Annotated in this window: 21 protein-coding genes, 1 tRNA gene and 1 pseudogene; 5 read left to right on the top strand and 18 right to left on the bottom strand. The window is 60.7% G+C overall.

Annotation, left to right across the window (positions count from 1 at the left end; genetic code table 11):
• The first annotated feature begins 702 nt into the window (after window positions 1-702).
• Window positions 703-2,298, top strand: a complete 1,596-nt coding sequence (locus B5E60_RS14435; RefSeq protein WP_446697995.1) for a recombinase family protein — start codon at window positions 703-705, stop codon at window positions 2,296-2,298.
• Here the strand turns inward: B5E60_RS14435 and B5E60_RS05205 are convergent.
• The 12 genes from B5E60_RS05205 to B5E60_RS05150 form a co-directional block, all read right to left on the bottom strand.
• Window positions 2,255-2,330, bottom strand: a tRNA-Met gene (locus B5E60_RS05205). The genes B5E60_RS14435 and B5E60_RS05205 overlap by 44 nt on opposite strands.
• A 169-nt stretch (window positions 2,331-2,499) precedes the next feature.
• Entirely contained in the window at window positions 2,500-4,281 is a 1,782-nt protein-coding gene (locus B5E60_RS05200) for a (Fe-S)-binding protein (protein WP_087310024.1), read from the bottom strand.
• Between the two features lie 2 nt (window positions 4,282-4,283).
• A complete protein-coding gene (locus tag B5E60_RS05195; protein ID WP_087310022.1) occupies window positions 4,284-4,619 on the bottom strand; it encodes a 4Fe-4S dicluster domain-containing protein in 336 nt (111 codons plus the stop codon).
• A gap of 4 nt (window positions 4,620-4,623) precedes the next feature.
• Window positions 4,624-5,631 carry an FAD-dependent oxidoreductase gene (locus B5E60_RS05190; protein ID WP_087310020.1) on the bottom strand — a complete coding sequence of 336 codons (1,008 nt, stop codon included), beginning with the start codon at window positions 5,629-5,631 and terminating at the stop codon, window positions 4,624-4,626.
• The gene (locus B5E60_RS05185) at window positions 5,631-6,719 is read right to left on the bottom strand and encodes a CoB--CoM heterodisulfide reductase iron-sulfur subunit B family protein (RefSeq protein ID WP_087310018.1); all 1,089 of its coding nucleotides are present in this window, start codon (window positions 6,717-6,719) and stop codon (window positions 5,631-5,633) included. Before B5E60_RS05185 ends, B5E60_RS05190 begins: the two co-directional genes overlap by 1 nt.
• Before the next feature lie 4 nt (window positions 6,720-6,723).
• Complete coding sequence (locus B5E60_RS05180) at window positions 6,724-7,422, bottom strand: 4Fe-4S dicluster domain-containing protein (RefSeq protein WP_087310016.1); 699 nt, start codon at window positions 7,420-7,422, stop codon at window positions 6,724-6,726.
• Window positions 7,423-7,654: 232 nt separating this feature from the next.
• Window positions 7,655-8,134 carry a dihydrofolate reductase gene (locus tag B5E60_RS05175; RefSeq protein WP_087310014.1) on the bottom strand — a complete coding sequence of 160 codons (480 nt, stop codon included), beginning with the start codon at window positions 8,132-8,134 and terminating at the stop codon, window positions 7,655-7,657.
• Window positions 8,131-9,111 (bottom strand): glycosyltransferase family 8 protein, encoded by a 981-nt coding sequence (locus B5E60_RS05170; RefSeq protein WP_087310012.1) that lies wholly within the window; start codon window positions 9,109-9,111, stop codon window positions 8,131-8,133. Before B5E60_RS05170 ends, B5E60_RS05175 begins: the two co-directional genes overlap by 4 nt.
• Before the next feature lie 15 nt (window positions 9,112-9,126).
• On the bottom strand, window positions 9,127-10,020 hold the full coding sequence (gene thyA, locus B5E60_RS05165; protein WP_087310010.1) for a thymidylate synthase: 894 nt from the start codon (window positions 10,018-10,020) through the stop codon (window positions 9,127-9,129).
• Complete coding sequence (locus B5E60_RS05160) at window positions 10,017-10,787, bottom strand: UDP-2,3-diacylglucosamine diphosphatase (RefSeq protein WP_087310008.1); 771 nt, start codon at window positions 10,785-10,787, stop codon at window positions 10,017-10,019. Before B5E60_RS05160 ends, thyA begins: the two co-directional genes overlap by 4 nt.
• Window positions 10,784-11,929, bottom strand: coding sequence for a TlpA disulfide reductase family protein (locus tag B5E60_RS05155; protein WP_087310006.1), 1,146 nt, complete (start codon window positions 11,927-11,929; stop codon window positions 10,784-10,786). Before B5E60_RS05155 ends, B5E60_RS05160 begins: the two co-directional genes overlap by 4 nt.
• A gap of 63 nt (window positions 11,930-11,992) precedes the next feature.
• The gene (locus tag B5E60_RS05150; protein ID WP_087310004.1) at window positions 11,993-12,691 is read right to left on the bottom strand and encodes a DUF4290 domain-containing protein; all 699 of its coding nucleotides are present in this window, start codon (window positions 12,689-12,691) and stop codon (window positions 11,993-11,995) included.
• A gap of 236 nt (window positions 12,692-12,927) precedes the next feature.
• On the opposite strand from B5E60_RS05150, the gene B5E60_RS05145 reads away from it, so the two are divergent.
• Window positions 12,928-14,064, top strand: coding sequence for a sigma-54-dependent transcriptional regulator (locus tag B5E60_RS05145; RefSeq protein ID WP_087310002.1), 1,137 nt, complete (start codon window positions 12,928-12,930; stop codon window positions 14,062-14,064).
• A gap of 140 nt (window positions 14,065-14,204) precedes the next feature.
• Here B5E60_RS05145 and B5E60_RS05140 read toward each other — a convergent pair whose 3' ends face one another.
• The gene (locus B5E60_RS05140) at window positions 14,205-14,855 is read right to left on the bottom strand and encodes an HAD family hydrolase (protein ID WP_087310000.1); all 651 of its coding nucleotides are present in this window, start codon (window positions 14,853-14,855) and stop codon (window positions 14,205-14,207) included.
• Entirely contained in the window at window positions 14,852-16,291 is a 1,440-nt protein-coding gene (locus B5E60_RS05135; RefSeq protein WP_087309998.1) for a Na+/H+ antiporter NhaC family protein, read from the bottom strand. Before B5E60_RS05135 ends, B5E60_RS05140 begins: the two co-directional genes overlap by 4 nt.
• Before the next feature lie 194 nt (window positions 16,292-16,485).
• Here B5E60_RS05135 and B5E60_RS14180 point away from each other — a divergent pair.
• From B5E60_RS14180 to B5E60_RS05120, 3 genes and pseudogenes are all read left to right on the top strand, one after another.
• Window positions 16,486-16,683: pseudogene (locus tag B5E60_RS14180) on the top strand (DUF4492 domain-containing protein); the annotation flags it as partial.
• A 213-nt stretch (window positions 16,684-16,896) separates the two neighbouring features.
• Window positions 16,897-18,462, top strand: a complete 1,566-nt coding sequence (locus tag B5E60_RS05125) for a cytochrome ubiquinol oxidase subunit I (RefSeq protein ID WP_087309994.1) — start codon at window positions 16,897-16,899, stop codon at window positions 18,460-18,462.
• A 3-nt stretch (window positions 18,463-18,465) separates the two neighbouring features.
• Complete coding sequence (locus B5E60_RS05120) at window positions 18,466-19,608, top strand: cytochrome d ubiquinol oxidase subunit II (protein ID WP_087309992.1); 1,143 nt, start codon at window positions 18,466-18,468, stop codon at window positions 19,606-19,608.
• 121 nt (window positions 19,609-19,729) lie between these two features.
• Here the strand turns inward: B5E60_RS05120 and B5E60_RS05115 are convergent, their stop codons facing one another.
• From B5E60_RS05115 to B5E60_RS05100, 4 genes are all read right to left on the bottom strand, one after another.
• Window positions 19,730-20,611 carry an enoyl-ACP reductase FabI gene (locus B5E60_RS05115; RefSeq protein ID WP_087309990.1) on the bottom strand — a complete coding sequence of 294 codons (882 nt, stop codon included), beginning with the start codon at window positions 20,609-20,611 and terminating at the stop codon, window positions 19,730-19,732.
• Window positions 20,612-20,802: 191 nt separating this feature from the next.
• Entirely contained in the window at window positions 20,803-22,119 is a 1,317-nt protein-coding gene (locus tag B5E60_RS05110; protein WP_087309988.1) for a TolC family protein, read from the bottom strand.
• A 3-nt stretch (window positions 22,120-22,122) separates the two neighbouring features.
• Window positions 22,123-25,278 carry an efflux RND transporter permease subunit gene (locus B5E60_RS05105; RefSeq protein ID WP_239403235.1) on the bottom strand — a complete coding sequence of 1,052 codons (3,156 nt, stop codon included), beginning with the start codon at window positions 25,276-25,278 and terminating at the stop codon, window positions 22,123-22,125.
• Window positions 25,278-26,339 (bottom strand): efflux RND transporter periplasmic adaptor subunit, encoded by a 1,062-nt coding sequence (locus B5E60_RS05100; protein WP_239403234.1) that lies wholly within the window; start codon window positions 26,337-26,339, stop codon window positions 25,278-25,280. Before B5E60_RS05100 ends, B5E60_RS05105 begins: the two co-directional genes overlap by 1 nt.
• Window positions 26,340-26,363: the final 24 nt, after the last annotated feature.

Below are 26,363 nucleotides of genomic sequence, written 5' to 3'. Positions count from 1 at the left end.
AACCGTGGCCTATACGGAACAGCATAATACAAAACAGTCAGGAATCGCGCATGCTTGATACGCGTTCCAAACTGCTTGTCTGCTGTTTTTAATAATTTGGCCTTTTTGATTCGACAAACAGCTGCAACTATAATCTTTTCTGATTATAGTCGCACAGGTATTTCCTCTACCAAATTTAGACATTTTTTTATTCTATCCCAAAATATTTTAACCTATTATTTTTTCTTAAGTGCGTTTGTTCAATCCACTTATTCGAATTGTGTACTAAAACGGATACTTACAGTGTAAACCAAAAAATCAAGAAAATTATTTAAAATATTAAATATAAAATTTGGTTTTTAAAAATATTATCTGTATGTTTATTCAAATCTCGTTTCTGAGATTGCTAATCAATAAAATCGAATCTGTATGTGATAAAAAAATTTTACACTATGCTATTGCATAGATGGTCTAAGCATCCCAGGGCGAAAGTAAAAGTCCTGCAAGAATGACGCAGGAGCCGAAAGCGAATAACCACAGTTTTCTGTGGATAGAATTTTAGAGTATTCATGTTTGAAAAAGAGAACTTAGATGAATATAAACCTGAATTCGACAAGTTAAACATCACAGATGAGGAGTGTATGTTAACCATCCTCAACTACCTTGATTCAATAGCAGAAATCAGCTACGAATCCTACTTAAAAAAAATTAAAAGTATAAACCATGATTAAAAAGAAAAAACTGAATGAAGATGAAATCATAAGAAAAAGAGTTGCCCAAAAAGAGCAAGTAGCCGTAATTTGGACACGGGTATCCTCTGCGGAGCAGTATAAAAACAACTGTTCAATAGATACACAGAGAAAAGCCTGTCAAAACTTTTGCGAACGAAACCATATCAAAATCAAAGGAGAGTTTGGAGCAAGGAATGAAAGTGCCAAAGTTGAAGGCAAACTCTTCTTGAACATGATAGCAGAGGTACTGCTTGACCCCGAAATCAACTGCATTGTAGTCTATGACTTTGACCGATTCAGCAGAAATTCTCCAGAAGGGATTGCCACAAAAGCCAAATTGAAAAAGAGTGGAATTTGCATAAAGTCTGTCAACCAACCCATCGACCAAGATAATTGCTTAGCAGACATGATAGAGGATATTCTCATCATCATTGCAAATATTGACAATGCCATGAGGCGCCACAAATGTGGAGAAGGAATGCGCGCCTGTATAGAACGAGGGGAGTGGTACAGCAGACCACCCATGGGGTACGACTCACACAAAGAAGGAAAAACGCATGTCATCACAGTCAATGAAACAGGCAAGCTGCTGAGAGAGGCTTTTCTATGGAAAGCCAATGAGAATTTGTCCAATATGGAAATAGTACGCCGACTGGAGGCACGAGGTTTAAAAATACACAAACAAAGATTAACTGAAATTTTCCGCAATGTATTTTATTGTGGAAAGATCCAACACCAACTTCTTGGAGACAGAATCATTGAAGGGAAGCAGGAGAAATTGGTATCGGAAGCCATATTCAACAAAGTACAGGAAAACCTGTCAGGAAACCATGACCGCTACGAACAGCGCCAAATTACCCCTGAATTTCCTCTTAAACGCCATGTGTTGTGCGCTGAACATGGAAAGCCGTTCACAGGATACACTGCCTCTAAAAACGGGAAAGGCTACTACAAATGCAATGTCAAAGGATGCAGAACCAATATTGCAGCAGAAATCCTTCACGAACAATACACTTCTCTGCTTTCACAATACTATCTCCCAAATGAGCTCAGGTCCATTTTAGAAAAGGTGATCCAGCGCAAGTTTCAACAAAAGCATGAGAAATCCTACACAGAGAAATTGAAATTGGAGCAACATCTCAAAAGCACAGAGACCAGGATCAAAAATCTGCGTAAGAAATTTGCCTTTGACGAGATTGACAAAGAGACTTTCCAAGTAGCATTAGCGGATTTGGAAGAGCAAAAAGAAACCTTGCAGAATGAGCTGAGCCGAACAGTTGAGGATTTATCGAACTTGGGAGTGTTCACCTCAACCGCTATTGCAATTTCCTGTAAATTAGGAGAATTATGGAAACAAATGGATTTTGAAGTCTGCCAAAAGATACAAAAACTAATCCATCCACAGGGAATTGTTTGGGATAAGGAAAAAGGCTGTTATCGAACCTTGGCAGAGAACAGCGTATTTGAGATTTTCCGCTCTATATCAGAAGATTACAAATGTCATTACAAAGAAAAAGCGGACAACTCATTCGAATTGTCCGCTTTGGTAGCGGGAGAAGGACTCGAACCTCCGACCTTCGGGTTATGAGCCCGACGAGCTGCCAACTGCTCCATCCCGCGATATATCTTCTGATCCTGCGACGACCCGCCGGCCCTCGCCCGATCCCTTTCTATCGCCTTTGCGTGTGCAAAGATAAGTCAAAAAAAAGTCTCCTGCAAATTATTTTTTCCGTCCGGTTCGTCGAAACGGACTGAACCGGCCATCAATCAGCGATTTAGACGTCGAAAATTATTTTAGCGAGGCGGCCACGATCTCCGAAAGATCGCGCACCTGGCTCCGCGTACCGCGTCCGATGGCCTTCTTGCAGAGCGGGCAGGCCGTGACGATCACCTCGGCCCCCGTCGCCTCAAGTTCGGCCGCCACCGAGCGGGCTATCTGCACCTGCTGGCCGTCCGAAATGGCCGTATTGGCCACCGACGAACCGCAGCACAGGGCATTCTCACGCGTCGAGGCGGGTTCCAACAACTCCCCGACCACCTCGATCACGGCGCGCGGTTCGTCGTAGATGCCGCTGCCGCGTCCCAATTCGCAGGGATCGTGGTACGTAAAGCGCGTCGAACCGTGTTCGAGGGTCAGACGCCCGGCACGGATCAGCCGCAGGATGTACTCCGAGTGGTGGAGCACCTCGATGCCCGGCAGGTCGTAATCCTCGCGGAAGACCTTCAGGCAGATCGGGCACGACGTGACAAGCGTCGTAATGCCGTGTTTGCGGAAGAGATCGGCGTTGTATTTCATCATCTTGCGGGCCGAATCGGTCTCGCCGGCCAGCTTCAGCGGGCGCCCGCAGCAGACGCCTCCCTCACGGTCGGCCCACCAGACCTCCTCGCCCGCCGCCTCGAAGATCGTCGACATGGCCGTCAGCGTACGCGGCGTGAGCAGCGTCATGCACCCCGCAAAGTAGCCCACCTTGCCCTCGCCCGACGAGCGGTCCTGCCCCTTGAAGTAGTCGTAACGGCGTTCGTCGGGGACGTTGTGCATCTTGTCGCGCGAATTCAGACGCAGCGTGTTGAGGTCGATGTCGACCGGGCACCGCTCGGCACAGCGGCCGCACATCAGGCAGTTGTCGGCCACCTGCAGCCGCAGATGGTTGTAGCGGCGGTCGCGCAGGAAGTAGACCGACTGCACGTCGTTGATCCCCAGCACGCTCTGCAGCTGGCAGGGGTCGATGCAAATGCCGCAGCGCGAGCAGGCCTCGACCTGAAAGTGGTCGTACGACGACTCCTTCTCCGAGGAGCGGATGCCGTAACGGCGCAGGAAGATGAGCGGGATCTCCGTGAAGATGTGCATGTAGCGCGAGAAGGGAAGCGCCACGAAGAAGAGTCCCAGGCACGAGGAGTAGAACCACCACGCCACGGACTCCATCGTCAGCAGCGGCATCGTCCCGATGTGGGCGGCCATCCAGCTGCCGATCGAGCCGGTGAGGAATCCCCCGCCGCCGTAGATGGCACACGTAGTGCTCTCGGCCACCAGACGCGCCGGGAAGATGAACCACAGCGCCGAGAGGGCTATGCGGTCGCCCAGGACGTGTTTCGTCGTGCGTTTCAGCCCCATGGCCCGCGAATAGAAGCGTTTGCCCCAGGCCAGCGCCACGCCCGAGAGGACGAAGAGCAGCAGCAGGTCCATCAGGAAGTCGAAGACCGGCTTGTGTTCGAGCCCCGTGGCGAAGTATTTGAAGAAGACGTGGCCCTGCAGCGGCACGTAGCGCAGACCGAGGTAGGCTACGGTCTCAATCCACCCCACGGCGATGAGCAGGAACCACCCGAAGGCCAGCGACATGTGCATGTAGCCCAGCAGCGGGTTGACGCGGAAGATGCGGCGGTGGAGCAGCGATTCGCTGATCACCTCGCCCACGGCTCCGAGGGTCTTCCGCGTGGGAAGGCCCCGCAGCAGACGCATCTTGTCGCGGCGCGGAAGCTCCCAAAGCCAGTGGCCCCACTTGCAGAACAGCGTGAGGAACATCACCGCGGCGCCGAGAATGAACGGCAGACAGAAGGGTGCGTAGAATGTCATCGTCAGAAATCTCCCAGTTTACGTTTGATCAGCATCACCACCCCGCGCGTATTGATTCCCCGCGGGCAGACCAGGCGGCACTTGCCGCACAGCATGCACTTGTTCATCTCCTCGTAGGCCCCCTGGTACTCGCCGCGGCGGACCAGCGTATGCACCCGCCGGAAGTTGAACGACGTGAGGTTGCCCGCCGTACAGATCGCCGTGCAGGCCCCGCAGCCGATGCAGGTCTGCAGTTCGGGCATCTCGCGCAGGATCTCGTCACTCTTGCGCAGGTTGTTGCGGTCGAGGTCGATCACCCGCGGCTTGGAGATCGTATATCCGAAATTGATTGCTGCCATCGCTCTATGCCTCCACGTATCGGGCCGCGGCATCGGCCGCAGCGGTTGCTTCGTTCAACGATTCGCCGATGGTCTTCGGCGCCGTCACGGTCCCGGCGTAGAAGATTCCCCCGACGTTGCTGGAGACGTTGCCCAGGAAGAGGTCGCGGGGTTTCATGAAACCGCTCGCGGCACGCTGCAGCCCGGCACCTTCGGCCAATGCGGCGTTGTCGTCGTTGGCCCGCATGCCGATGAGCAGCACCAGCAGGTCGACGCTCATGCGCAGCGGACGCCCCGTGAGCGTATCTTCGGCCTTGATCTGCACGCGCCCCTCGAGCGTGGGGCTCGCCTCCGAGATGCGCCCGCGCACGAAGTGGATGTTATAGGTCTGCTGCGCCTCGCGGTAAAGCTCCTCGTAACCGGGTCCGAACATGCGGATATCCATGTAGAAATTGAAGACGTCGGCCTCGGGGAAGAGGCGCTTCATCTCGATGGCCTGCTTGACGCCCGTCACGCAGCAGACCTTCGAGCAGTGCTGCTGGCAGACCTTCTCGTCGCGCGAGCCGACGCAGTGCAGGAAGGCGATGCGGCGCGGCGCCGTACCGTCGGCCCGGGCCACGCGGCCCTCGTTGAACATCCGCTCCAGATCGGCCGACGTCAGCACGTTGTCGTAGATGCCGTAGCCGTACTCCTCCTTGATCGAGGCGTCGAACAAGGTCGATCCCGAGGCCAGCACCACCGCCTCGCACGTCAGCCGTCGGCCGTCGGCGAGCGTCACGCTCTGCGGCGTGAAGTCCTTCACTTCGGTGGAGGTCATCACCTCGATGCCGTGCTCGTTGACCCGCCGCCGCAGGTCGGTCAACACCTCCTCGGCCGGGGTGAACGAGGGAAACAACACGTGCCAGCCCCTCAATTTGCCGCCCAGTTCGGGCTCCTTCTCGACGATCACGGGCTCCATGCCCTGTTCCACGAGGCGCAGGGCCGTCTGCATGCCCGCTACGCCGCCGCCTATGACGATGATGCGTTTCTTCATTACTCTCTGATGTCGTATATCGTATCCGTCGGGCAGCAGTTGACCACCGCCGACGCGGGTTTGCCGATGTATTTGCCGTTGCGGCCCAGGTATTTGGCCGCCGGGTCGTAGTCGATGCCCATCTTGTCGAGCAGCGGCTCGACGTCGACCTGATGCATCTGGATGCCCAGCGTCCAGGGGTCGTAGCCCAGCACCAGTCCGGCCATCTCCTCGTAGGTGAGCACCGGAATGCCGTGGCCGTTCTGGCCGTAGGTCGTCCCCTCCATCTCGGCGATGGCGTACTGCCACTTGTCGAGGAACATCGCGCAACCCGGGCAGTTGGCCACGATGAAGTCGGGTTTGTAGGGGGCCATGCTCTCGAGCTTCTTATGCGAATTGGCGATCGAGTAGCCGCGGTTGGCCTGTACGAGGTAGTTGCGGAAGCCGAAGCCGCAGCAGTGGCGCCGTTCGGGATAGTCGACCACCTCGCCGCCCCACGACTCGATCATGCCGGCCAGCACGTAGGGGAACTCCGAGCCGCCGATGCCCGATTTGGGGAAGATCTTGGCGTAGTGGCAGCCGATATGCTCGACCACGCGCAGCGGTTCGCCCGTAACGGCGTTGACCAGCCGGTGCTTGGCCCGGCGGGCGATCTCGTCGCGGAAGTGGAACATCACGTCCGACGTATGGGCCACATTGGCCGGTTTGCGGAATTCGCGCCCCGTGGCCTTGAAGAGGTTCTCGCGCGTCTTCTCCTCGGTCTCGGGAAACTCTTTCCACGTGGCCAGCACCTCGGTGTAGATGCCGAACGAAGTGATGCACGAGGTGACGAAATTCTCGTAGCCCGCCTCGTTCATCAGCGCGAACTGCCGCGCCACCACCGTCATGATCGTCTCCAGGGGCACGATGTCCGAATGGTAGCCGATGCCGGTGCACGACGAGTGTTTCGGATCGTCGAGCAGATCCTTGCCCAGATCGTTCGTCAAGATATCGATAAAGGCCTTCTCGCTGCCCGGGAAGAAGTTCTGCCGGATGCAGCTGCGGGCATAGTAGTAGTGGTCGTCGGCAATCTCCTTCTGATACTCCTGCCAACTTCTGCGTTTCATCATCTTTCTAATAGTGCTCGTTGCTGTTGGTGGTGAAGACGTCCATCATGTACTGCTGGTCGGCGCCCTCTTCGTAGCCCATTTCGCGGGCCTTGCGGTCGGAGTGTTTCTCGATCGTATCGAACATCTCGCTGCCGCCGCTGACATCGAAAATGCGGCGGATCTCATCGAGGGACTCCTCGTCGATGCGGCGCAGGGCTCCGGCGCCGTGACGCATGTAGGCGGGTGAGAACTGCCCGTAGACCTCCTTGTCGTGGTCGTAGATCCACTGCCAGACGGTTCCCTGTTCGGGGTGGAGTTCGGGTTTGACCAGCCGCGGCACGATGCAGTAGCCCGTGCGGAGGATATTCTCGCCGATGATGCGCTTCAGGGCCAGCTGCTGGCGGCCCTTCTCGCTCTCGACGAAGAAGCCCAGCTTCTGCGACAGCGTACGCAGCGCCTGAATGACGTAACCCGGCGTATTGCCCCGCGGACAGCGCGGACGGCACGACATGCACTCGCCGCAATACCAGATCGTGTCGCTCTTCAGCAGGGCCTCGATGGCGTCATCGTCACGCGACTGGACGATCGAGACGATCTGCCGCGGGTCGTAGTTGTAGAACTCGGCCGCCGGGCAGACTCCCGTGCAGACGCCGCAGTTCATGCAGGCGTTCAACCCCTCGCGCATGCGCACGTCCTCCATCAGCATGTCGAAATATTTTCCCATACCTTTTATACAAAAAAACCTTTGCACTGCAAAGGTAGGGATTCCGCATCGGTTGCGCGGTGGTATAAATGCGTAATTTTCCGCCTGGGGTCGCTTTGTGGTGACTTCGGGATGCAATGTGTGTGGGGGGGGGTGCGGCGAAGGCGATCCGGGACGGAAGAGGAACATGGCAGCGGGTCGCGGCGGAGCGGAGAACGGTCGCGGCAGGAAGAAGCGCGGCAGGGCGCCCGCCTCAACGGCGCTCCCAGCTTTCGAAGGCAAAGGGCCAGGGGTAATCCTTGCCGTGAGGGAAGGATTCGGAGGAGGTCAGACGCCATTCCGCCTCGTCCCACGCCGGGAAACACGTATCGCCCTCATAGTCGCGGAAGACCCGCGTCAGGTAGAAACGTCCGGCCCGGGGCAGCGCCTCGGCATAGATCTGCGCCCCGCCGATGATGAAGATCTCCTCGTCGGCGGCGAACAACGCCATCGCCTCTTCGAGCGAATGGACCACCCGACAGCCCGGGATTTCGATCGCCTGACGCGTGATGACGACGTTGGTGCGGTTGGGCAGCGGCCGGCCCAGCGACTCCCAGGTCTTGCGCCCCATCACGACGGGATGCCCCGTCGTCAGCGTCTTGAAGTGTTTCATATCCTCGGAGATGTGCCACAACAGGGCATTCCGGTCGCCGATGACGCCATTCTGCGCTACGGCCGCAATGATGCTGATCATTCCCAGTAACTTTTTTTATATCCGAAGGCCCGGCAGACCCGACGTCGCAGGCGCTTCCATTTCGAGGGTCGGGGGGGGGACTTGCGGGCCTCGTCCTGCGCCCGGCAGACCGACTCCTGCGCCCGGAAGCAGAACTCCGCATCGAATGCCGCCGAGTGTCGGTAGCAGGCCCACCAGCAGTCATAACGCGGACAAAACTCCTTCCAGGGCTTGGGCCCCGTATAATGGACGGTCCCCCGCCATTCGGCCTCGTCGATCTCGCGGCTGCAAGCCTTGATGTAGGCGGCCGGACCCGTATGGGCCCACCGGTAAAGGGTCAAGGTGTAGTTCCAGCGCATGGGCAGCAGTTCGATCCGCCCCCGGCAAACCACATTGATGATATCCTGGTCCTGATAGAGATACTGCCGGCCGGCATGCTCCAGAAAACGATCCACGATTCCCTCGCGGCGCATCGCTTCGAGATTCATCACCAGGAATCCGCCGTTGACATAGGTCGTGATATCGCAACCGATCGAACGCAGGTAGCTCTTCGTACGTTCGGAGCCCTCGTCCCGGAGGAAATCATTCACCTCCCGGACTCCGGCCACCAGTTCACCGCCGGCACACGCCTGCCCGTAGAGGTCGGCCAGATCCGAACGGAAGATCATATCCACATCGGCATAGATCATCCGGTCATGGTTCGGGAAGAGGTCGGGCATCAACAACCGGTAATAGGTCGCCACGGTAATGCCGCGGATCTCGTAGGCCTCGGCAAACGCCCCGCCGACATCCACAAACGCGAGCGAACAGTTCTCCGAGGTCTGTTCGGCCCGGCGCGCCTCGTTGCGCAACTCCTCGCCGAGCTTCTCTCCGTCGCACAGCACGAAGAGTTCGTAGAAGGTATCGGGCCGTGCGTGCTCGAGCAACGACGTCACGCAGACCGTAAAGGGGACAACCACATTCCGGTCGATACTGAAAACAACTGGGACTTTTCGCATGACAGTACGGATTGATCAGAACGACATCGGGGCCTTGATCGCCGGCCAGGGATCGTACCCCTCGAGCGAAAAGTCCTCGTAACGGAAATCGAAAATCGACCCGACGGCGGGATTCAACCGCATCGTCGGCAGCGGCCGCGGCTCGCGGCGGAGCTGTTCGGCCGCCTGCTCCAGGTGGTTCAGATAGAGGTGCGTGTCGCCCAGCGTATGGACGAACTCCCCGGGGCGCAGTCCGCACGTCCGGGCCATCATCATCGTCAGCAGCGCGTAGGAGGCGATGTTGAACGGCACGCCGAGGAACGTGTCGGCACTCCGCTGGTAGAGCTGGCACGAAAGCCGCCCTTCGGCCACATAGAACTGGAACAACACGTGGCACGGCGGCAGGGCCATCTGCTCGATCTCGGCCACGTTCCACGCCGAGACGACGATGCGCCGCGATTCGGGATTCGTGCGGATCAGCTCCTCGGCCCGGGCGATCTGGTCCACCACCCCGCCGTCGGGCCGCGGCCACGAACGCCACTGGTAACCGTAGACATGGTTCAGGTCGCCAAAACGGTAACCGTCGATGGGCGACTCCTCGCCCGCCGCCTCGAGAAAGGCCTCGCGTCCGAGCGGCAGCACGCCGTTCTTCACACAGAGTTCGTTATAGTAGCGGTAGGCGTCATTGTCCCAGATATGGACGCCGTTGCGCACCAGGTAGGCGATGTTGGTATCCCCCTGCAGAAACCACAGCAGCTCGTGGATCACCCCTTTCAGGAAGACCCGTTTGGTGGTCAGCAGCGGGAAGCCCGCCTCCAGGTCGAAGCGCATCTGGTGGCCGAAGACCCCCTTGGTGCCGGTTCCGGTGCGGTCGCCGCGCACGACCCCTTCCGTGAGGATCCGCTGCAGCAGATCGAGGTATTGTTTCATGATTCAAGCATTTTCAGGGTGAGCTGCCCCCCGTCGTCCAGCACCGCATAGGAGGGGTTCTTCTCCCACCCCCCGAGGTTCACCACATGGAGACTCCCCTCGCGGAACTCCCGCGCGAAGTGCATGTGGCCGAAGACGAAGTCATCGACACGGTGTGTGGCGGCGTATTGGCGGGCATAGTCGATCAGCGGTTCGGTGAGCCGGGCGTCGAAGCCCTGGCCGCGGCCCGTCAGCCGGGCCCGTTCGTCGGCCGCGTTGTGCTTCCGGCGCGACTTGCGGCTCCACCAGTGGCCGAACTTCAGCGCCAGGTCGGGGTGAAGACCCCACGAAAAGAGGTATTTGAGCGTCCGCGAACGGAACGTCCTGTTCAGCAGCTTCAGCATCGGCTGATCGTCGATGTTCATGTTGTCGCCGTGGGCCACGAAGATCCGCCGGCCGTGAAGCGTGAGCAGCTGCGGCGAGGTGAAGATCTCCACGCCACATTCGCACCGCAGATAGTCGCCCACCCACATGTCGTGGTTGCCCGTGAAGAAGACCACGCGGATGCCGCGGTCGGTCAGTTCGGCCAGTTTGCCGAGCGTGCGCACGAAACCCTTGGGCACCACCCGCCGGTATTCGAACCAGAAGTCGAAGATGTCGCCCACCAGAAAGATCGCCTCCGCATCCCGGGCCGCGCGGTCGAGCCACCCGACAAAACGACGTTCGAGCAGCAGGGCCTCCCGTCGGTCACCCGCCCCCAGATGGACATCGGAAGCGAAATAGATCATAATCCGGTCAGTTCATCCAGTTTCTTCTCCAGCTCCTTGCCGTAGATGTCGCGGGCGACGATCACGCCGTCCTTGTCGATCAGGAAGTTGGTCGGGAGTTTCTGCACGTTGTAGAGACCCAGCGATGCCGAGCCGCGGCCCCGCAGATCGCTCACCGAGACCCAGGGCAGCTGCTGCTCCTGAACGGCCGTGATCCACAGGGGTTTCGACGTGTCGATGGCCACCTGGTAGACCTCGAAGCCCACCGGGGCATCGGCATATTTGCGGTAGGTCTCCTTCAGTTCGGCATTGAGCTGATTGCTCGACCCGAGTTCGGCCGACCAGAAATCCAGCAGGATCACCTTGCCGGCCAGCGACGAAAGGCGGATCTTCTTGCCGTAGATGTCCATCAGCTCCAGATCGGGATAGGGCGACTCGCTGATGCGCGACGAGAGGCTCATGCGGGCATCCATGCGGGCGATCTCGGCCTGCAGCGACTGCAGGTAGGGCGATTCGGGATAGCTCTCCTCGAGGGCGTCGGCCACCGTGCGGTAGTAGACCACGTCGCTGTCGCCGTTGAAGAGGTAGGCATCACCCGGCAGCCGCTGGTAGAGGGCATAGACGGCGGCCAGCGAGGATTTGTTTTCGATGATGAAGCGCAGCTGTTCGCGGCGGATGCGGTAGTATTCGGCCGTATACTCGGCCGTGATCTCCTTGCGCTGCTCCTCCGTCAGGGAGGGTTCGGCAAAGCGTGCGGCGATGGCGTCCAGTTGCTGCGCCCCCTCGACGAAGGCCTGGTAGAACTGACGCAGCAGTTCCGATTCGACGGATCCTTCGACCGTATAGTTGCGCACGACGCTGCCCACCGACGAGACCGTCAGCCGATCACCGCCTGCCACCAGCAGCGGTATGCGTTCGCCGTTATAGATCAGGTTGTAGAGAACGGGGGTCCGTGCGACCTCCCTGAGACGGAATTCATAGCTGCCGTCCGCGGCCAGCGTCGTCGAATCGACGACCGAGGATGCGAGCGGAGTCATCTGTTCCAGATAGACCTCTCTGGCTTCGTTTCCGACGAAACGGCCCGAGATTTTCACTTTCGACGACTGACAGCCGCACAGCAGTGCCGCCGTCAGGAGCGTTCCTAAAAGCGTTTGACGATTCATGGATGAACTTTTACGCGTTTTGATGAAAGTAAAGATAGCACTTTTTTCGGAATTCCGCGCCGTTTATTTCGAAGAATTGCGGTGAGCCCCGTTATTTTTTGCGAAATTGCGGTGTTGCTGCTGGTTGCGGTTTTTGGGCCGCAGCTGCTGCGCGTGGGGCGGGCGGTGCTGCTGGGGACCCTTCTGGGGACGTACCGAAAAGGGCTGTTTGTAGTCGCTTCGGAGATTGTTCAGGGCCACTTCGTCGATCTCGATGTTCCCTCCGGACATGCGCTTGATGTCGCGAACGATCACCTCGTTGTTGGGATGCTCCTGATTGTATTCGTAACTCTTGGCGCGCATGTAGCGAGCCAGGTTGTCGACCGTCGAGGCCACCGCGCGCGGATCCTTCACCGTCGCGAGCGACCCGATCATCCGCTCGACATACTTGCCGTAGTGCTTGTAGGCGATGCGGCTCTGCGTGTAGGCCATGTGGCGGGGCGAGACGGTCAGCTCCTGACGCGTGGGCCGCGGATAGGGCGAATCGACATCCAGCTGAAAATCAGACATGATGAAGAGATGATCCCAGAGTTTGTGGGTAAAGTCGGCCGTATCGCGCAGCAGGGGGTTCAGATTGCCCATCACGGCAATGACGGCCCGGGCCTGACGGTTGCGTTCGTGCCGGTCCTCGATCTCCATGAGCGAGTCGATCATCTCCTGGATATGGCGCCCGTACTCGGGCAGGTACAACTTGCGTCGTGTGTAGTTATAGTTCTTTTTCATATTGTTGCATGCGGTTCGACATCGTGTTCCGAAACGTCCGCCGGAGAGTCCGCGCGGCCTGCGGCAATGAACCGAATCAAGAGGTTTTCATCCGAAACGCCGGGCTCCGGGTACGGCTTGCGAAATTGGTTTTACGCCGCAGAAAGCCCTACCTTTGCCTCTGAAGCCGTGCAAAACAGAGGCATGACCGGAGTTTGTCTTCGGCAAAAGTAGTAAAATTTCAGCAAAAACAAACTATGGCAAAAGTTTTAATTCTGGACCGTTCAAAAAGCGTGCGAAACGTCTTGCGTGAGCGGTTGGAATACGAAGGTTTTTCGGCCGAGGCGGCCGAGGACGAGGCCGAGGCGACGGCCCTGTGCGGGAAGATCCCCTTCGACGTGATCATCTCGGACGCCGCCTTCCGGATTCCCGATGCGGGCGTTCCGGTCATTGCCCTCTCGTCCGACCCCTCGATCGACACGGCCGTGAAGGCCGTACGCAACGGTGCGCAGGACTTTCTGACCAAACCCGTCGACATGAACCGTCTGCTGCAGTCCGTCCACCGGGCCGTCGACCACCCGGATCCCACCCCTTCCGCAGCGGCTGCCGCACCGCGCCGCAGCCGCCGGGCCCATCCCGCACAGGCCGAGGCGATCATCGGACTCTCGCCCGAGATCGAACACGTCCGCAAGCTGATCGAGAAGGTGGCGCCGTGCGAGGCGCGGGTGTTGATCACCGGCGAGAACGGTACGGGAAAGGAGCTCGTAGCCCGCTGGCTGCATGCGAAGAGTTCGCGCTCCGCGGCGCCGTTCGTCGAGGTGAACTGCGCGGCCATCCCCTCGGAGCTGATCGAGAGCGAGCTCTTCGGCCACGAACGCGGAGCCTTCACCTCGGCCATCAAACAGCGCAAAGGCAAATTCGAACAGGCCGACGGCGGCACGCTCTTCATGGACGAGATCGGTGACATGTCGCTCGCCGCACAGGCCAAGGTGCTGCGGGCACTGCAGGAGAGCCGCATCAGCCGCGTGGGCGGCGACAAGGAGATCGAGGTCGACGTGCGGGTGATCGCCGCCACGAACAAGGATCTGCGCGAGGAGATCCGCCGCAACAACTTCCGCGAGGACCTCTACCACCGTCTGGCGGTGATCGTCGTGCGGGTCCCGGCCCTCCGCGAGCACCCCGACGACATACCCGCGCTGGTCGACCACTTCATCCGCACGCTGGCCGAAGAGTACGGCAAACCGCCCAAAGAGATCGACGCGGAGGCGGTCGCGCTGCTGCGCGGAATGCCCTGGACGGGCAACATCCGCGAACTGCGCAACGTCGTCGAGCGGCTGTTGATCCTCTCCGGCGAGCGCATCACGGCCAACGACGTGCGTCTCTACTGTCAGTAGCGCTCCGCAGCCGGCTGCCGCCTTTCACCGCCTCCAACCGCCAGGCAACCATCCGCCGCATATCACAGCCACCACGGCCGCATGCCGCAGCCGCAACGACCTCAGCCGCAGCCGGCCGTCACCCATTCGCCGTGCCGCCCTTACAGCAGCGCCAGCAGTTCGTCGGGACGGTCGATGATCCGGCAGGCGCCGGTCGCCTCCAGCTCGGCACGGTCGCGGAAGCCCCACGTCACCCCCACCGACTGCAGGCCGGCCGCACGGGCCGTCTGCATGTCGACCCCCGAATCGCCGACATAGAGCACGTGTTCCTTCGCCACGCCGCTGCGGGCAAGGATCTCCTCGACGACGGCCGGATCGGGCTTCAGCGGCACGTCGGGACGCTGTCCGAAGACTGCCGTAAAGGCCACTTCGGGAAAGAAGCGCGCGATGAGTTTCGAGGTTCCCTCCTGGAACTTGTTCGAGGCCACGGCCAGCTGCACGCCGTGCTGCGCGAGTTCGGCCAGCAGCTCCGGAATGCCGGCATAGGGTTTCGTATGGCAGTCGATGTGGTCGACATAGTACTTCACGAAGTCGGCACGCGCCGCCGCCACGTTGTCGGGCGTACGCAGCTCCCCGGGCAGCGCCCGCTCCACAAGGCGCAGGATGCCGTTGCCGACAAAGTGGCAATACTCCTCGTAGGAGTGTTGCGGAAGCCCCCGCAGGGCCAGCATGGCGTTGCAGGCAACGGCCAGGTCGCCGATCGTATCGAGCAGCGTGCCGTCGAGGTCGAAGATGACTAATTGGGTATTCATTGCTGTTTTTTGATCTTCCAGCCGATGGCCGCCACCAGCAGCGACATCAGCGGCGAAACGATATTGAAAATGCAATAGGGCATGTAGACGAAGGTCGAGACGCCGAGCACCGTGGCCTGCGTCATGCCGCACGAGTTCCAGGGGATCAGCACCGAGCAGACCGTGGCCGAATCCTCCACCGAACGGCTCAGCAGCCGCGCTTCGAGCCCCCGTTCGGCATAGAGATCACGGAACAGGCGCCCCGAGAGGATGATCGAGATATACTGGTCGGCCGTGCAGAGGTTGAAGAAGATCCCGGCGCCGACGGTCGAGGCCACGGCCGAGAAGGTCCGCCGCACCCAGCGCAGGAAGATCTCCGTCAGCGAGCGCAGCATGCCGCTGCCGGTCATCACCCCGCCGAAGCACATCGCACAGATGATCAGCCACACGGTATTGAGCATGCCGGCCATGCCGCGCGTGGCGACCAGTTCGTCGAGCTGCGCCACGCCGGTCGGGATGGCCGTGTGTCCGTAGCAGGTCGTGAGCACGCCGCGGAAGGCCGTCATGGCGTCGAGCTCCGCCCCGCCGCCGACCTGCATCACCAGATGGGGCTGCGCCGCCAGCATCGCCACACAGGCGAAGACCACCGCACAGAAGAGCGTCACGATGGCCGGCAGCTTGCGCACAATCAGAATACCCGTGGCCAGGGGTACGAGCAGCAGCCACGGCGAGATGCGGAACGTCGCGGCCAGCGTTTCGGCATAGAATTCGGCATGGGTCGAGGTGCCGTGGGCGAGCGTCAGTCCGGCGACGGTGAAGGTCGCCAGCGCGATGAGCATCGACGGCACGGTCGTGTAGAGCATGTAGCGGATGTGGGTGAAGATGTTGACGCCGACGGTCGACGAGGCCAGCACCGTGGTATCGGACAACAGCGAGAGCTTGTCGCCAAAATAGGCGCCCGAGATGATGGTGCCGGCCACCCACCCTTCGGGGAAGCCCATCGCCCGGCCGATGCCCATCAGCGCCACACCGATGGTGGCGATCGTCGTCCACGAACTGCCGGTCATCAGCGACACGATGGCGCAGATGGCGCACGAGGCAACGAGGAAAAACGTCGGATGGAGGATCTTCAGACCATAGTAGATCAGCGTGGGGACCACCCCCGAGATCATCCACGTGCCGGCGATGGCGCCGATCAGCAGCAGGATCAGGATGGCCGAAGCCGAGGCGCGGATGTTTTCGATGATCGCCTCCTCGAGCACCGACCAGCGGCAGCGGTACAGCCCGATCGAGAGCATCACGCAGACCGACGTGGCCGAGAGCAGCGCAATCTGGCTGCCGCCGTCGATGGCCCCGCCCCCGAAGGCGCGGATCACCGCGTAGAGCAACAGGGTAAGCACCACCAGCGGAATGGCCGACACCCACGGCGAGGGGAGTTTGTCGATATTTTCCTTCATGGGATTCAACAAATTTTTTCGCGGGCAAAAGTACGAATTTTCATCGAAAAACAGCCACTTTGTGGCCTCCGCAACGAAACCGGAGGAAAAGTTTTGAACGGAGAGGTGTTTGGGAATTCATTTTTTCATTACCTTTATCCAACGAACGGCACCGTCGGGACCAAATCCGGCGACACCGTACGACAACACCCGATATGCTGCGAAACGTGATTCGATTCTATGTGGAGGGATTCCGGGAGATGACGCTCGGACGCACACTCTGGGCCATCATTCTCATCAAACTGTTCGTGCTCTTCGCCGTGCTGAAGCTCTTCTTCATGCCCGATCCGCTGGCGGGCCGGAGTTCGGAGGAGCGGTCTTCGCACCTGCTCGAGGAGCTCACCCCGACAGCCCCGACTACTGTCACCACGGCCCCGGCGATCACAACAGATCCGGCCCCGGCGATCACAACAGATCCGGCCCCGGCCGCCGCTGTTTCAGACCCGGCGCCATACGCCCCCGCCGCAGCCGCAACGGATCCGGGCCCAAAAACCGCCCGGTCAACCCCGGCGGCACAATCCTCCCCCGCTGCATGCGCAACAAACCTCAACAACCATTGATAACCTATGTTTAGCGATTACCTATCGACCGTCGACTGGTCACGGGCCCAATTCGCCATGACGGCCATCTACCACTGGCTGTTCGTCCCGCTGACTCTCGGTCTGGGGGTCCTCGTCGCCCTGATGGAGACCCTCTACGTGCGCACTGGAGACGAATTCTGGCGCCGCACCACCAAATTCTGGATGCGTCTGTTCGGCGTGAACTTCGCCATCGGCGTGGCCACGGGACTCATCCTCGAGTTCGAATTCGGAACCAACTGGTCCAACTACTCCCACTTCGTGGGCGACATCTTCGGCGCACCGCTGGCCATCGAGGGTATCTTCGCCTTCTTCCTCGAAGCGACGTTCGTGGCCGTGATGTTCTTCGGCTGGGAGAAGGTCTCCAAACGCTTCCACCTGACGGCCACCTGGCTCACGGCCATCGGCGCCAACCTCTCGGCCTGGTGGATCCTGGTGGCCAACGCCTGGATGCAGCACCCCGTGGGCTGCGACTTCAACCTCGACACCGTGCGCAACGAGATGACCTCGTTCGCCGAGGTGGCCCTCTCGCCCGTGGCCGTCAACAAATTCTTCCACACGGTCACCTCGTCGTTCACCCTGGCGGCGCTGTTTGTCGTCGGCGTGAGCGCCTGGTACCTGCTGCGCGGCCGCGAGAAGCGCATGGCCTCGAAGAGCATCGCCCTGGCCTCGGTCTTCGGACTGGTCTTCGCCCTGCTGACCGCCTACACGGGCGACCGATCGGGTGCCATCGCCGCCCGGACCCAGCCCATGAAGCTGGCTGCCATGGAGGCCCTCTACGACGGCGAGGAGGGGGCACCGCTCACGGTCATCGGCGTGCTGCGCCCCGAAGCCGAACGCCACTCGAACGACGACGCCTTCCACTTCAAGATCGACATTCCGAAACTGCTCTCCGTCATGAGCTTCCGCGATACGGAGGCCTACGTCCCGGGCATCAACGACCTGCTCGAGGGTGATGCCGAACGGGGCATCCTGCCGGCCGCTGAGAAGATGGCGCGCGGACGGGAGGTCATCGACACGCTGGCCCGCTACCGCGAGGCCCTCAACGCCGGCGATACGGCCACGATGGCCGCCGTGAGCCGCCTGTTCGACCGTTCGACCCTCGAGGGCGAGACCTTCCTGCGCGAAAAGTTCGCCTACTTCGGCTACGGATACATCGACCGCCCCGAACAGCTCGTCCCCAACGTGCCGCTGCTCTTCTACTCGTTCCGCGTGATGGTCGGCGCCGGATGCTTCTTCATCCTGCTGCTGGCCGTCGTCTGGTGGCTGAACCGCCGCGACCGTCTCGCCTCGAAGCGCTGGCTGCTGCGGGTGGCCGTCTGGACAATTCCGCTCGCCTACCTCGCCTCGCAGGCCGGATGGATCGTTGCCGAGGTGGGCCGCCAGCCCTGGGCCATTCAGGAGCTGATGCCCGTAAGCATCGCCGCCTCGAAGATCCCCAGCGGTTCGGTCACCACGACCTTCCTCCTCTTCCTGGTGCTCTTCACCGCCCTGCTCATCGCCGAGCTGAGCATCCTCTTCCGCCAAATCAAGATCGGACCGAAAAACAACTAAACCATGGATACGCTGTCTCTGCTTCAACACTACTGGTGGTTTCTGATCGCGCTCCTGGGCGCCCTGCTCGTCTTCCTGATGTTCGTCCAGGGCGGCCAGGCCCTCCTCTACCGCCTCGGGCGCTCGGAGGAGGAGCGCAACCTGATCGTCAACTCACTGGGCCGCAAGTGGGAACTGACCTTCACCACGCTGGTTACGTTCGGCGGCGCCTTCTTCGCCTCGTTCCCGCTCTTCTACTCGACGTCGTTCGGCGGCGCGGTCTACGTCTGGATGGCCATCCTGCTCTGCTTCGTGCTGCAGGCCGTTGCCTACGAATACCGCCGCAAACCCTCGAACGTCTTCGGCGAGCGCACCTTCGACGTCTTCCTGATGATCAACGGCATCCTCGGCCCGCTGCTGATCGGAACGGCCGTCGGGACGCTCTTCACCGGTGCGGAGTTTACGGTCGACCGGCTCAATCTGACCGAACAGGGCGGCGCTGCGGTCATCTCGCAGTGGAGTTCGCCCTGGCACGGACTGGAGGCCGTCGCCGACTGGCGCAACGTGCTGCTCGGTGTGAGCGTCACGCTGCTGACGCTGACCCTGGCGTGTCAGTACCTGATCAACGACGTTGACGACGAGACGCTCCGTCAGCGGGCCCGCAGCCTCATGCGCCGCACGGGGCCGGTCTTCGTTGTGCTGTTCGTCGTCTGGCTCGTCGCACTGCTCGTCTCGGACGGTGCCACGGCCGATGCCGCGGGCCGCATCTCGATGGAGCCCCACAAGTATCTCCACAACCTGCTCGAAATGCTCTGCGTGGCCGCCGTACTGCTCGTCGGCGTGGTGGCCGTGCTGTGGAGCATCCGCCTGGGGTGGAGCGGCCGCCGCAGCGCCATCTGGTTCGGCGGCGCGGGAACGGTGCTCACGGTGCTGGCCCTGCTGCTGACGGCCGGCTGGAATCAGACGGCCTACTATCCGTCGCTGAGCGATCTGCAGTCGTCGCTCACCATCGCCAACTCCTCGTCGAGCCTCTTCACGCTGCGCGTCATGGCGTGGGTGTCGCTCTTCATCCCCTTCGTCGTGGCCTACATCTGGTACGTATGGCGCGCCCTGAACCGGCGCCCGCTGACCCGCGACGAACTGCACGAGGGCGGGCATCAGTATTGATCCCGGCACTGGCAAACCCGACACCCGGGCATGGAAAAAGAGCGGAAGCTGCAGCTTCCGCTCTTTTTCCATTCGGATCGGTTATTCGGTCCGGCTGGCCATACGGGTCGGCCGGCTCCGATTACTTCGTCTCCTCGGCAGGACCGCCGCCGAAGGGATACTGGTGCTCGTGCACGTCGTCGAAACGCATCCCCTTCTCGTAGGTCTTCATGGCGCGGCGTGACATGCCCATCGACGAGAAACCGCCGTCGTGGTAGAGGTTCTGCATCGTCACCTTGCGCGTCAGATCGGAGAAGAGCGTCAGCACGTAGTCGGCACAATCCTCGGCCGTGGCGTTGCCCAGCGGCGACATGCTCTCGGCAAATGACATCAGATCGTTCAGCCCCAGCACGCCGCTGCCTGCGGTGGTCTGCGTCGGCGATTGCGAGACAGTGTTGATGCGCACGTGCTTCTCACGGCCGTAGATGTATCCGAAGCTGCGGGCAATGGACTCGAGCAGCGCCTTGGCATCGGCCATATCGTTGTAGCCGTACAACGTACGCTGAGCGGCGATGTAGGTCAGCGCCACAATCGAACCCCACTCGTTGATGGCGTCCTTCTTGCGGGCGACCTGAATGACCTTGTGGAACGAGATGGCCGAGATATCGAGCGTCTTGGAGAGATAGTCGTAGTCCAGATCGTCGTACGTACGCCCCTTGCGGACGTTGGGCGACATGCCGATCGAGTGGAGCATGAAGTCGAACTTGCCGCCGAAATGCTCCATGGTCTTGTCGATGAGGTTTTCGAGATCGGGGACGCTCGTGGCATCGGCCGGCACGACAATCGTATTGCATTTTTCAGCCAACTGGCTGATGGTTCCCATGCGGATCGAAACGGCAGTATTGGTGAGGACAATCTCGGCACCCTCTTCCACGGCACGTTCCGCCACTTTCCAGGCAATGGATTGCTCGTTCAGGGCTCCGAAGATAAGACCCTTCTTTCCTTTCAATAAGTTGTATGCCATTGTATTTTGGATTAAAAATTCGGGCAAATATAACAATTTTTTTTCATTCGCCACGAAACGGGGAATTTCGCGGCGTGCCGGGCCCGTTTTTCGACCTCGCACAAAACAAGGGTCACACCGACATGCATTCATGAACGAAGTGGCCATTCGGAAAACATCTGCCGCACGGGATTACCCGAACACGGCGGAGATCACTCCAGCCGTCCGGTTGCACGCAGATACTCCGTCCGGTAGATCTGGTACTGCGTCTCGGCCTCGATCCGGTTGCTGGCGGCCTGCTGCCACTGCGACTGGGCGTCGAGCAGGTCGGTCAGCGGAGCCATCTGCGCCGCGTAGCGGTTGCGCATCACGCGCAGATTCTCCTCGGCCTGGCGCAGCGCCAGTTCAGCGGTCTGAATCATCCGATAACCGTCCTCGACGTTGCGGATCGCCTGCTCGGCCTCGAGGGTCATCAAACGCGTGTTTTTCTGCAGTTCGAGCTGCGCATTCTGCAGTTCGAAACGGGCCTTGCGCACCTTTTTGCGCCCCTCGCCCCAGTGGAAGATCGGAACCTTCACGGCCAGCATCGCCAGACCCAGGCCGTCGCGGAACTCCTGCGTATAGGGAACGTAGTTTCCGCCTCCGGCATCGACCATGCTGTTGAGTTTGATGTTGCCATAATAGGTGTACCCCAGCGAAAGTCCCGCCGTGGGGAGCATCGCCGAACGGGCGTCGCGGATCTGCTGCTCGCCGATGGCCACCTGCTGCTCAAGCATCCGCAACTCGGGGCGCGTTTCGAGGGTTGCCGACAGTTCGCCCGGCGCCGACGCCCGGAAGAGGGTGTCGGTCGGTACGGGCCGCACGTCGCTTCCCACACCGATCACCCGGCACAACGACATGCGACACAGATCGGCCCCGTTGCAGGCCTTCTGCAACTGATAACGGATCTCACTGCGTTTGGACTCTACGCGCAGCCGGTCGTTCTCGATGGCCATACCCGCCTTGACGGCCGCCGCCGTCTGCGAGTAGAGCGTATCCATCTGTGCTGCATAACTCTCCAGCATGTGCACCTTCCCCTCGACGGCCACCAGCGTCCAATAGGCGTTGTCGGCCTCGACCAGCACCTCCATGCGGGTCATGCGCAGCTGCTCGCCGGCCGCCTCCTCGCCGATGCGGGCCATGCGGCGCGCCGCCGCAATCTTGCCGCCGGCGTAGATCGGCTGTGTGAGGGTCAGGCCGGCCATGTAGGTGCCGCGCATGCGCAACTCCATCCCCATCATGTCGATATCGGGGGCAACGTAGGCCCCCGTGGCCGATCCCTCGATCTTCGGAAGCGAAGCTGTCGAGGCAATCTGCCGGTCGAGACGCGCCTGCTCGAGGCGGTTGCCGGCCTGCTGCAGTTCCTCGCTGTGGGCCAGGGCCCGCGCGCGGCACTCGTCCAGCGTGAGCGGAAGCACCTGCTGGGCCCGAACGGCCGCCGCCGACAGCAGGAGAACGCCGATGGCCATATATAGCTTTTTGATCTTCATGATTTATGCGTTTTGAGGTTTGCGAATCCGGAACAGGGCCGCGTAGAAGAGCGGCAGCAGAATGAGCGTGATGATCGTACCAACGGTCAGACCGCCCATGATCGTCAGGGCCATCGACCCGTACATCGGATCGCCGACCAGCGGGATCATCCCGACGATCGTAGTCAGCGAGGCCATCAGCACGGGACGCACGCGCGAGACGGTCGCCTCGATAACGGCCGTATAGGGCGGCCTGTGCTCTTCGGTCTGCAGGCGGTTGATCTCGTCGACGAGCACGATGGCATTCTTGACCATCATGCCGATCAGCCCCATCATGCCGATGATGGCCATGAAGGTCAGCGGCTGGCCCGTCAGGAGCAGCGACGGAGTGATGCCGCAGAAGACGAACGGGAAGCACAGCAGAATGAGCAGCACCTTGCGCCAGCTGTTGAACAGCAGCAACAGGATAGCCAGAATCAGAAAGATCGTCAACGGCAGGTACTTCATCAGGTTGCCGATCGCTTCGCCCTGCAGTTCGCCCTCGCCGACCCAGCGCATCGTATAGCCGTCGGGCAGCGCGATGGCCTCGATTTCGGGACGGATCGAGGCGACGACCTTGGCCGGCGTCGCATCCCGGCTGTCGGGATTGGGATCGCACTCGGCCTCGATCACCCGCCGTCCGTTCATCCGCAACACCACATCCTCGTCCCAGTCGAGGCGGATGTCATGCACGGCATTTCCGAGCGGCATGGCGCGGAACATACGGTCCTGAAGCTCGCTCATCCCCTGACCGCCGGCCAGCGCTCCCTGCAGCTCCTCGCCCGTCAGCCGCAGGTTCATCATGCTCCAGACGGGGATCTCGTTGAGATTGCGGATGCGGCTGCCGTCGTTGTTGCGCACCTGGAGGTTCAACGTCACCATCCGCTCCTGGTCGTTCAGCACGCCGACCGGCATGCCGTCCGTGGCGGCCAGCAGGGCGTTGGCCACATCCCCGCGGCCGATCCCGGCCCGCAGGGCATCCTGCTGGTTGAACTCGGCCACCAGCGCCTTGCCTTTCGGCTTCCAGTTGTTCTCCACCGAATAGGCATCGACATAGGGACAGCGGCGCATGACGGCCTCGGCCTGTGCGCTCAGATCGCGCAGCACGACCGGATCGGGACCGGCAAACTCCACTTCGACGGTGTGCGACGTCGAGATCGAGAAGTTGTACTTGCGGATGCGGACGTAGGCCTCGGGAAACTCCTCGCGCAACTGTCGACGGATCGAGGGAATCACCTCAAGAACGGTTTTGTAATCGGGGCAGTCGACGATCAGCTCGCCGTAGCAGTCGCCGCCCGAGGTCATCGGGCGCACCAGGCAGTAGTGAGCCGGGGCGCTGCCCTGGCTGACGGCTACCCGCTCGACACCCGCATGGAGCAGCACGCTGTCGCTCATTTCGAGCAGACGGTCGCGCACCCGGCCGGCATCCGTGGCCGAGGGGAAGAAGCACTCGACGACGAACTGCTTGTAGTCGAAGTCGGAGAAGAAGAGGTTCTTGACACGCGTCATGCCGAAGAGGGAGAGGGCCAGCACGGCGAAGGCCACGACGATCGTCGCCCGCTTGTAGCCGATCAGGAAGGCGATCGAGCGGCGCACGAAGCGGTGGACCGGCGAGTTCATCACGACCGGCTTCTGCGCTCCGGGCTGCAGTTTCTCCCGGGCCGGGAGCCACGACTTGGCACAGATGGGCACCTGTACCAGTGCCAGCACCCAACTGGCCAGCAGGCTCACGCACAGCACCAGAAAGAGGTCGCCGGCATACTCACCCGCCGAATCGGGCGAGAGATAGATGCCCAGGAAGGTCGAGGCGGCGATGACGGTCGCGCCGAGCAGCGGCAGGGCCGTATTGCGACCGATGCGATAGAGGTATATCTTCGGGCTGAGGCCCCGTTTCCTGTCGATCAGGATGCCGTCCATGATCACCACGGCGTTGTCGACCAGCATGCCCATGGCCACAATGAAGGCCCCGAGCGAGATGCGCTGCAGCGTCGTGCCGCACGTCAGCAGGATCGGGAATGAGACGGCCACCGTCAGCACCAGTCCGAAGCCGATGATCAGTCCGCTGCGGAAGCCCATGGTGAAGATCAGCACCAGGATGACGATCACAACCGATTCGAGCAGGTTCCACATGAACGACGAGATGGCCTGTGAGACCTTGTCCGGCTGGAAGAAGATCTTCTCGGTATGAAATCCGGCCGGGAGCTGCTGCATCGCCTCCGCGAGCCGCGCATCGACCGCCCGGCCCACATCCGGCACGATAGCCGACGACTCCATGGCGATGCACAGAGCCAGCGCCGGACGCCCGTCCACAAAAAATCCGTTGCGCTGCGGTTCGGCATACCCCCGTTCGACGCGGGCCACGTCGCCGATACGCAGCTGGCGGCCGTCCATCGTGCGGATCTCCAGGTTGCGGATCTCCTCCACGTTGTCGACCGCCGAATCGACATAGAGCGCGATGCGTTCGTCACCGCTCCGGTACTGCCCGGCATCGACCGTCTTGCCGGCCTGCTGCAGCGCCGACATGATCTGTGTCGGGATCACACCGTTGCGGGCGATCTGCTCCTTCGAGAGGATGATGTTGATTACCTCGTCGCGGTTGCCCGCGATGTTGATCCGCTTGACCCCCTTCACGTCGAGCAGCTCGCGCCGCAGAAATTTGGCGTAGCGGTACATCTCCGGATAGTCGTACCCGTCGGCCGTCAGGGCGTAGAAGATGCCGTAGACATCCATCATGTCGTCGATCACCACCGGATCGTAGCACCCCTGCGGCAGACGCCGGGCCGCATCGCTCACCTTGCGGCGCAGGAGATCGAAGTGCTGCTCCAGATCGCGGTTCAGCACCGTCATCTGGAACTCGACGGTCAGCGTGGCCGAACCGTTGCGGCACTCGCTCGTCACCTTCTTGACATTGGGCAGCGCCCGCAGCTCATCCTCCATCAGCTGGGCCGCCTTCAGCTCCACCTCGTGGGCACTGGCTCCGGGATAGGGAATGACGACCATCGCCTGCTTGACCGCCACGGCCGGATCCTCCAGTTTGGGCATGTAGAGGAACGACAGTACCCCCGCAATGAGGATCGCCCCCATGAGCGACCAGAACAACACCGGCCGCCGCATGAAAAACTCCGTCAACTTCATCTTCATCACAACAGCCCTCCTACGTTGGTTCGACTCGGCGCGGCCACGACATGGACCTTCTCGCCCTCCTTCAGGGCCGAAACTCCGGCCCGCACGATCGTCTCACGGCCATCAAGCCCCTCACGGACGACGGCACGCCCTTCAGCATCCGTATTGTCGAGCACAACGGCCCGGCGCCGTACGGTCGAATCGGCCCCGAGAACCCACACACTGGGGGTCCCGCCCTCCAGAAAGACGGTTCCGAACGGAAGCGCAAAGCCCTGCCGGCGGGTCGTATCGCTCTCGGTGATCCGCACCTCGACGTTCATGCCGGCCGTCAGCTGCCGGTCGGGCTGCGCGGCAAAGGCGAGGGTCAGATGGTAGAGCTGATTGCCGTCGGCCTTGGGCGGAAGCCCCGAAAGCCGCAGCGGAATCGCGTCGGCAACCCCCGCCGCCCGGCAGGCAAAACCGGTGAAGCGGTCACGCCGGAGGTATTCGACGGCCGGAATGTCGACCTCAACCTCCATGCGTGAGACGTCGAGCAGTGTAAAAAGGGCTGTTCCGGCATCGACCATCTCTGCCGGCGAGAAGTTCACCGTCTGAACGTAGCCGTCGGTCGGGGCGTAGAGTTTCGTATAGTCAAGTTTGTTGCGGTTGGCCTGCAGCTGGATGCCCAACTGCCGCAGTCCGGCGCTGGCCTTCTCGAAATCGTTGACCGAGACGCTCCGCTGCTCGAAGAGCTGACGCGTACGCTCCACCTCATCGCGCATCTGGTCATACTGGATCTGCAGCGCCTCGACCGCCAGCCGGTAGTCGGCATCATCCAGTTCGGCCAGCAGCTGCCCACGGCGCACGTAGTCGCCCTCGACAACGTGAATCCGCGCAATCTGCCCGGCGGTCTTGAATCCCAGACTCACCTCGTGGGCCGCACGTACGATGCCCGAATAGGTACGCGTCATTTCGCCGCCCAATGCCACGGGATGCGTCACATACACACTCCGCACGAAGGGAGTCTCCTGTCGTCCGCCCGAACAGCCGCTCAACAGAATCGCTGCCAGAGCGATCCACCATCTGTCTGCTTTCTTCATCGTTCTTGCCTTTTTTGAAGTTTC

Origin of the sequence: Alistipes sp. An116, from assembly GCF_002161005.1 — a bacterium.
Taxonomy (GTDB): Bacteria; Bacteroidota; Bacteroidia; order Bacteroidales; family Rikenellaceae; genus Alistipes; species Alistipes megaguti.
The sequence above is the reverse complement of the archived record's forward strand: the minus strand, read 5'-3'. Positions and strand labels throughout refer to the sequence as shown.

Excerpts from the sequence above, each read along its gene's own strand:
- B5E60_RS14435 (WP_446697995.1), top strand. The coding sequence starts at position 703 with ATGATTAAAAAGAAAAAACTGAATGAAGATGAAATCATAAGAAAAAGA.
- B5E60_RS05200 (WP_087310024.1), bottom strand. The coding sequence starts at position 4,281 with ATGACATTCTACGCACCCTTCTGTCTGCCGTTCATTCTCGGCGCCGCG.
- B5E60_RS05195 (WP_087310022.1), bottom strand. The coding sequence starts at position 4,619 with ATGGCAGCAATCAATTTCGGATATACGATCTCCAAGCCGCGGGTGATC.
- B5E60_RS05190 (WP_087310020.1), bottom strand. The coding sequence starts at position 5,631 with ATGAAGAAACGCATCATCGTCATAGGCGGCGGCGTAGCGGGCATGCAG.
- B5E60_RS05185 (WP_087310018.1), bottom strand. The coding sequence starts at position 6,719 with ATGATGAAACGCAGAAGTTGGCAGGAGTATCAGAAGGAGATTGCCGAC.
- B5E60_RS05180 (WP_087310016.1), bottom strand. The coding sequence starts at position 7,422 with ATGGGAAAATATTTCGACATGCTGATGGAGGACGTGCGCATGCGCGAG.
- B5E60_RS05175 (WP_087310014.1), bottom strand. The coding sequence starts at position 8,134 with ATGATCAGCATCATTGCGGCCGTAGCGCAGAATGGCGTCATCGGCGAC.
- B5E60_RS05170 (WP_087310012.1), bottom strand. The coding sequence starts at position 9,111 with ATGCGAAAAGTCCCAGTTGTTTTCAGTATCGACCGGAATGTGGTTGTC.
- thyA (WP_087310010.1), bottom strand. The coding sequence starts at position 10,020 with ATGAAACAATACCTCGATCTGCTGCAGCGGATCCTCACGGAAGGGGTC.
- B5E60_RS05160 (WP_087310008.1), bottom strand. The coding sequence starts at position 10,787 with ATGATCTATTTCGCTTCCGATGTCCATCTGGGGGCGGGTGACCGACGG.
- B5E60_RS05155 (WP_087310006.1), bottom strand. The coding sequence starts at position 11,929 with ATGAATCGTCAAACGCTTTTAGGAACGCTCCTGACGGCGGCACTGCTG.
- B5E60_RS05150 (WP_087310004.1), bottom strand. The coding sequence starts at position 12,691 with ATGAAAAAGAACTATAACTACACACGACGCAAGTTGTACCTGCCCGAG.
- B5E60_RS05145 (WP_087310002.1), top strand. The coding sequence starts at position 12,928 with ATGGCAAAAGTTTTAATTCTGGACCGTTCAAAAAGCGTGCGAAACGTC.
- B5E60_RS05140 (WP_087310000.1), bottom strand. The coding sequence starts at position 14,855 with ATGAATACCCAATTAGTCATCTTCGACCTCGACGGCACGCTGCTCGAT.
- B5E60_RS05135 (WP_087309998.1), bottom strand. The coding sequence starts at position 16,291 with ATGAAGGAAAATATCGACAAACTCCCCTCGCCGTGGGTGTCGGCCATT.
- B5E60_RS05125 (WP_087309994.1), top strand. The coding sequence starts at position 16,897 with ATGTTTAGCGATTACCTATCGACCGTCGACTGGTCACGGGCCCAATTC.
- B5E60_RS05120 (WP_087309992.1), top strand. The coding sequence starts at position 18,466 with ATGGATACGCTGTCTCTGCTTCAACACTACTGGTGGTTTCTGATCGCG.
- B5E60_RS05115 (WP_087309990.1), bottom strand. The coding sequence starts at position 20,611 with ATGGCATACAACTTATTGAAAGGAAAGAAGGGTCTTATCTTCGGAGCC.
- B5E60_RS05110 (WP_087309988.1), bottom strand. The coding sequence starts at position 22,119 with ATGAAGATCAAAAAGCTATATATGGCCATCGGCGTTCTCCTGCTGTCG.
- B5E60_RS05105 (WP_239403235.1), bottom strand. The coding sequence starts at position 25,278 with ATGAAGATGAAGTTGACGGAGTTTTTCATGCGGCGGCCGGTGTTGTTC.
- B5E60_RS05100 (WP_239403234.1), bottom strand. The coding sequence starts at position 26,339 with ATGAAGAAAGCAGACAGATGGTGGATCGCTCTGGCAGCGATTCTGTTG.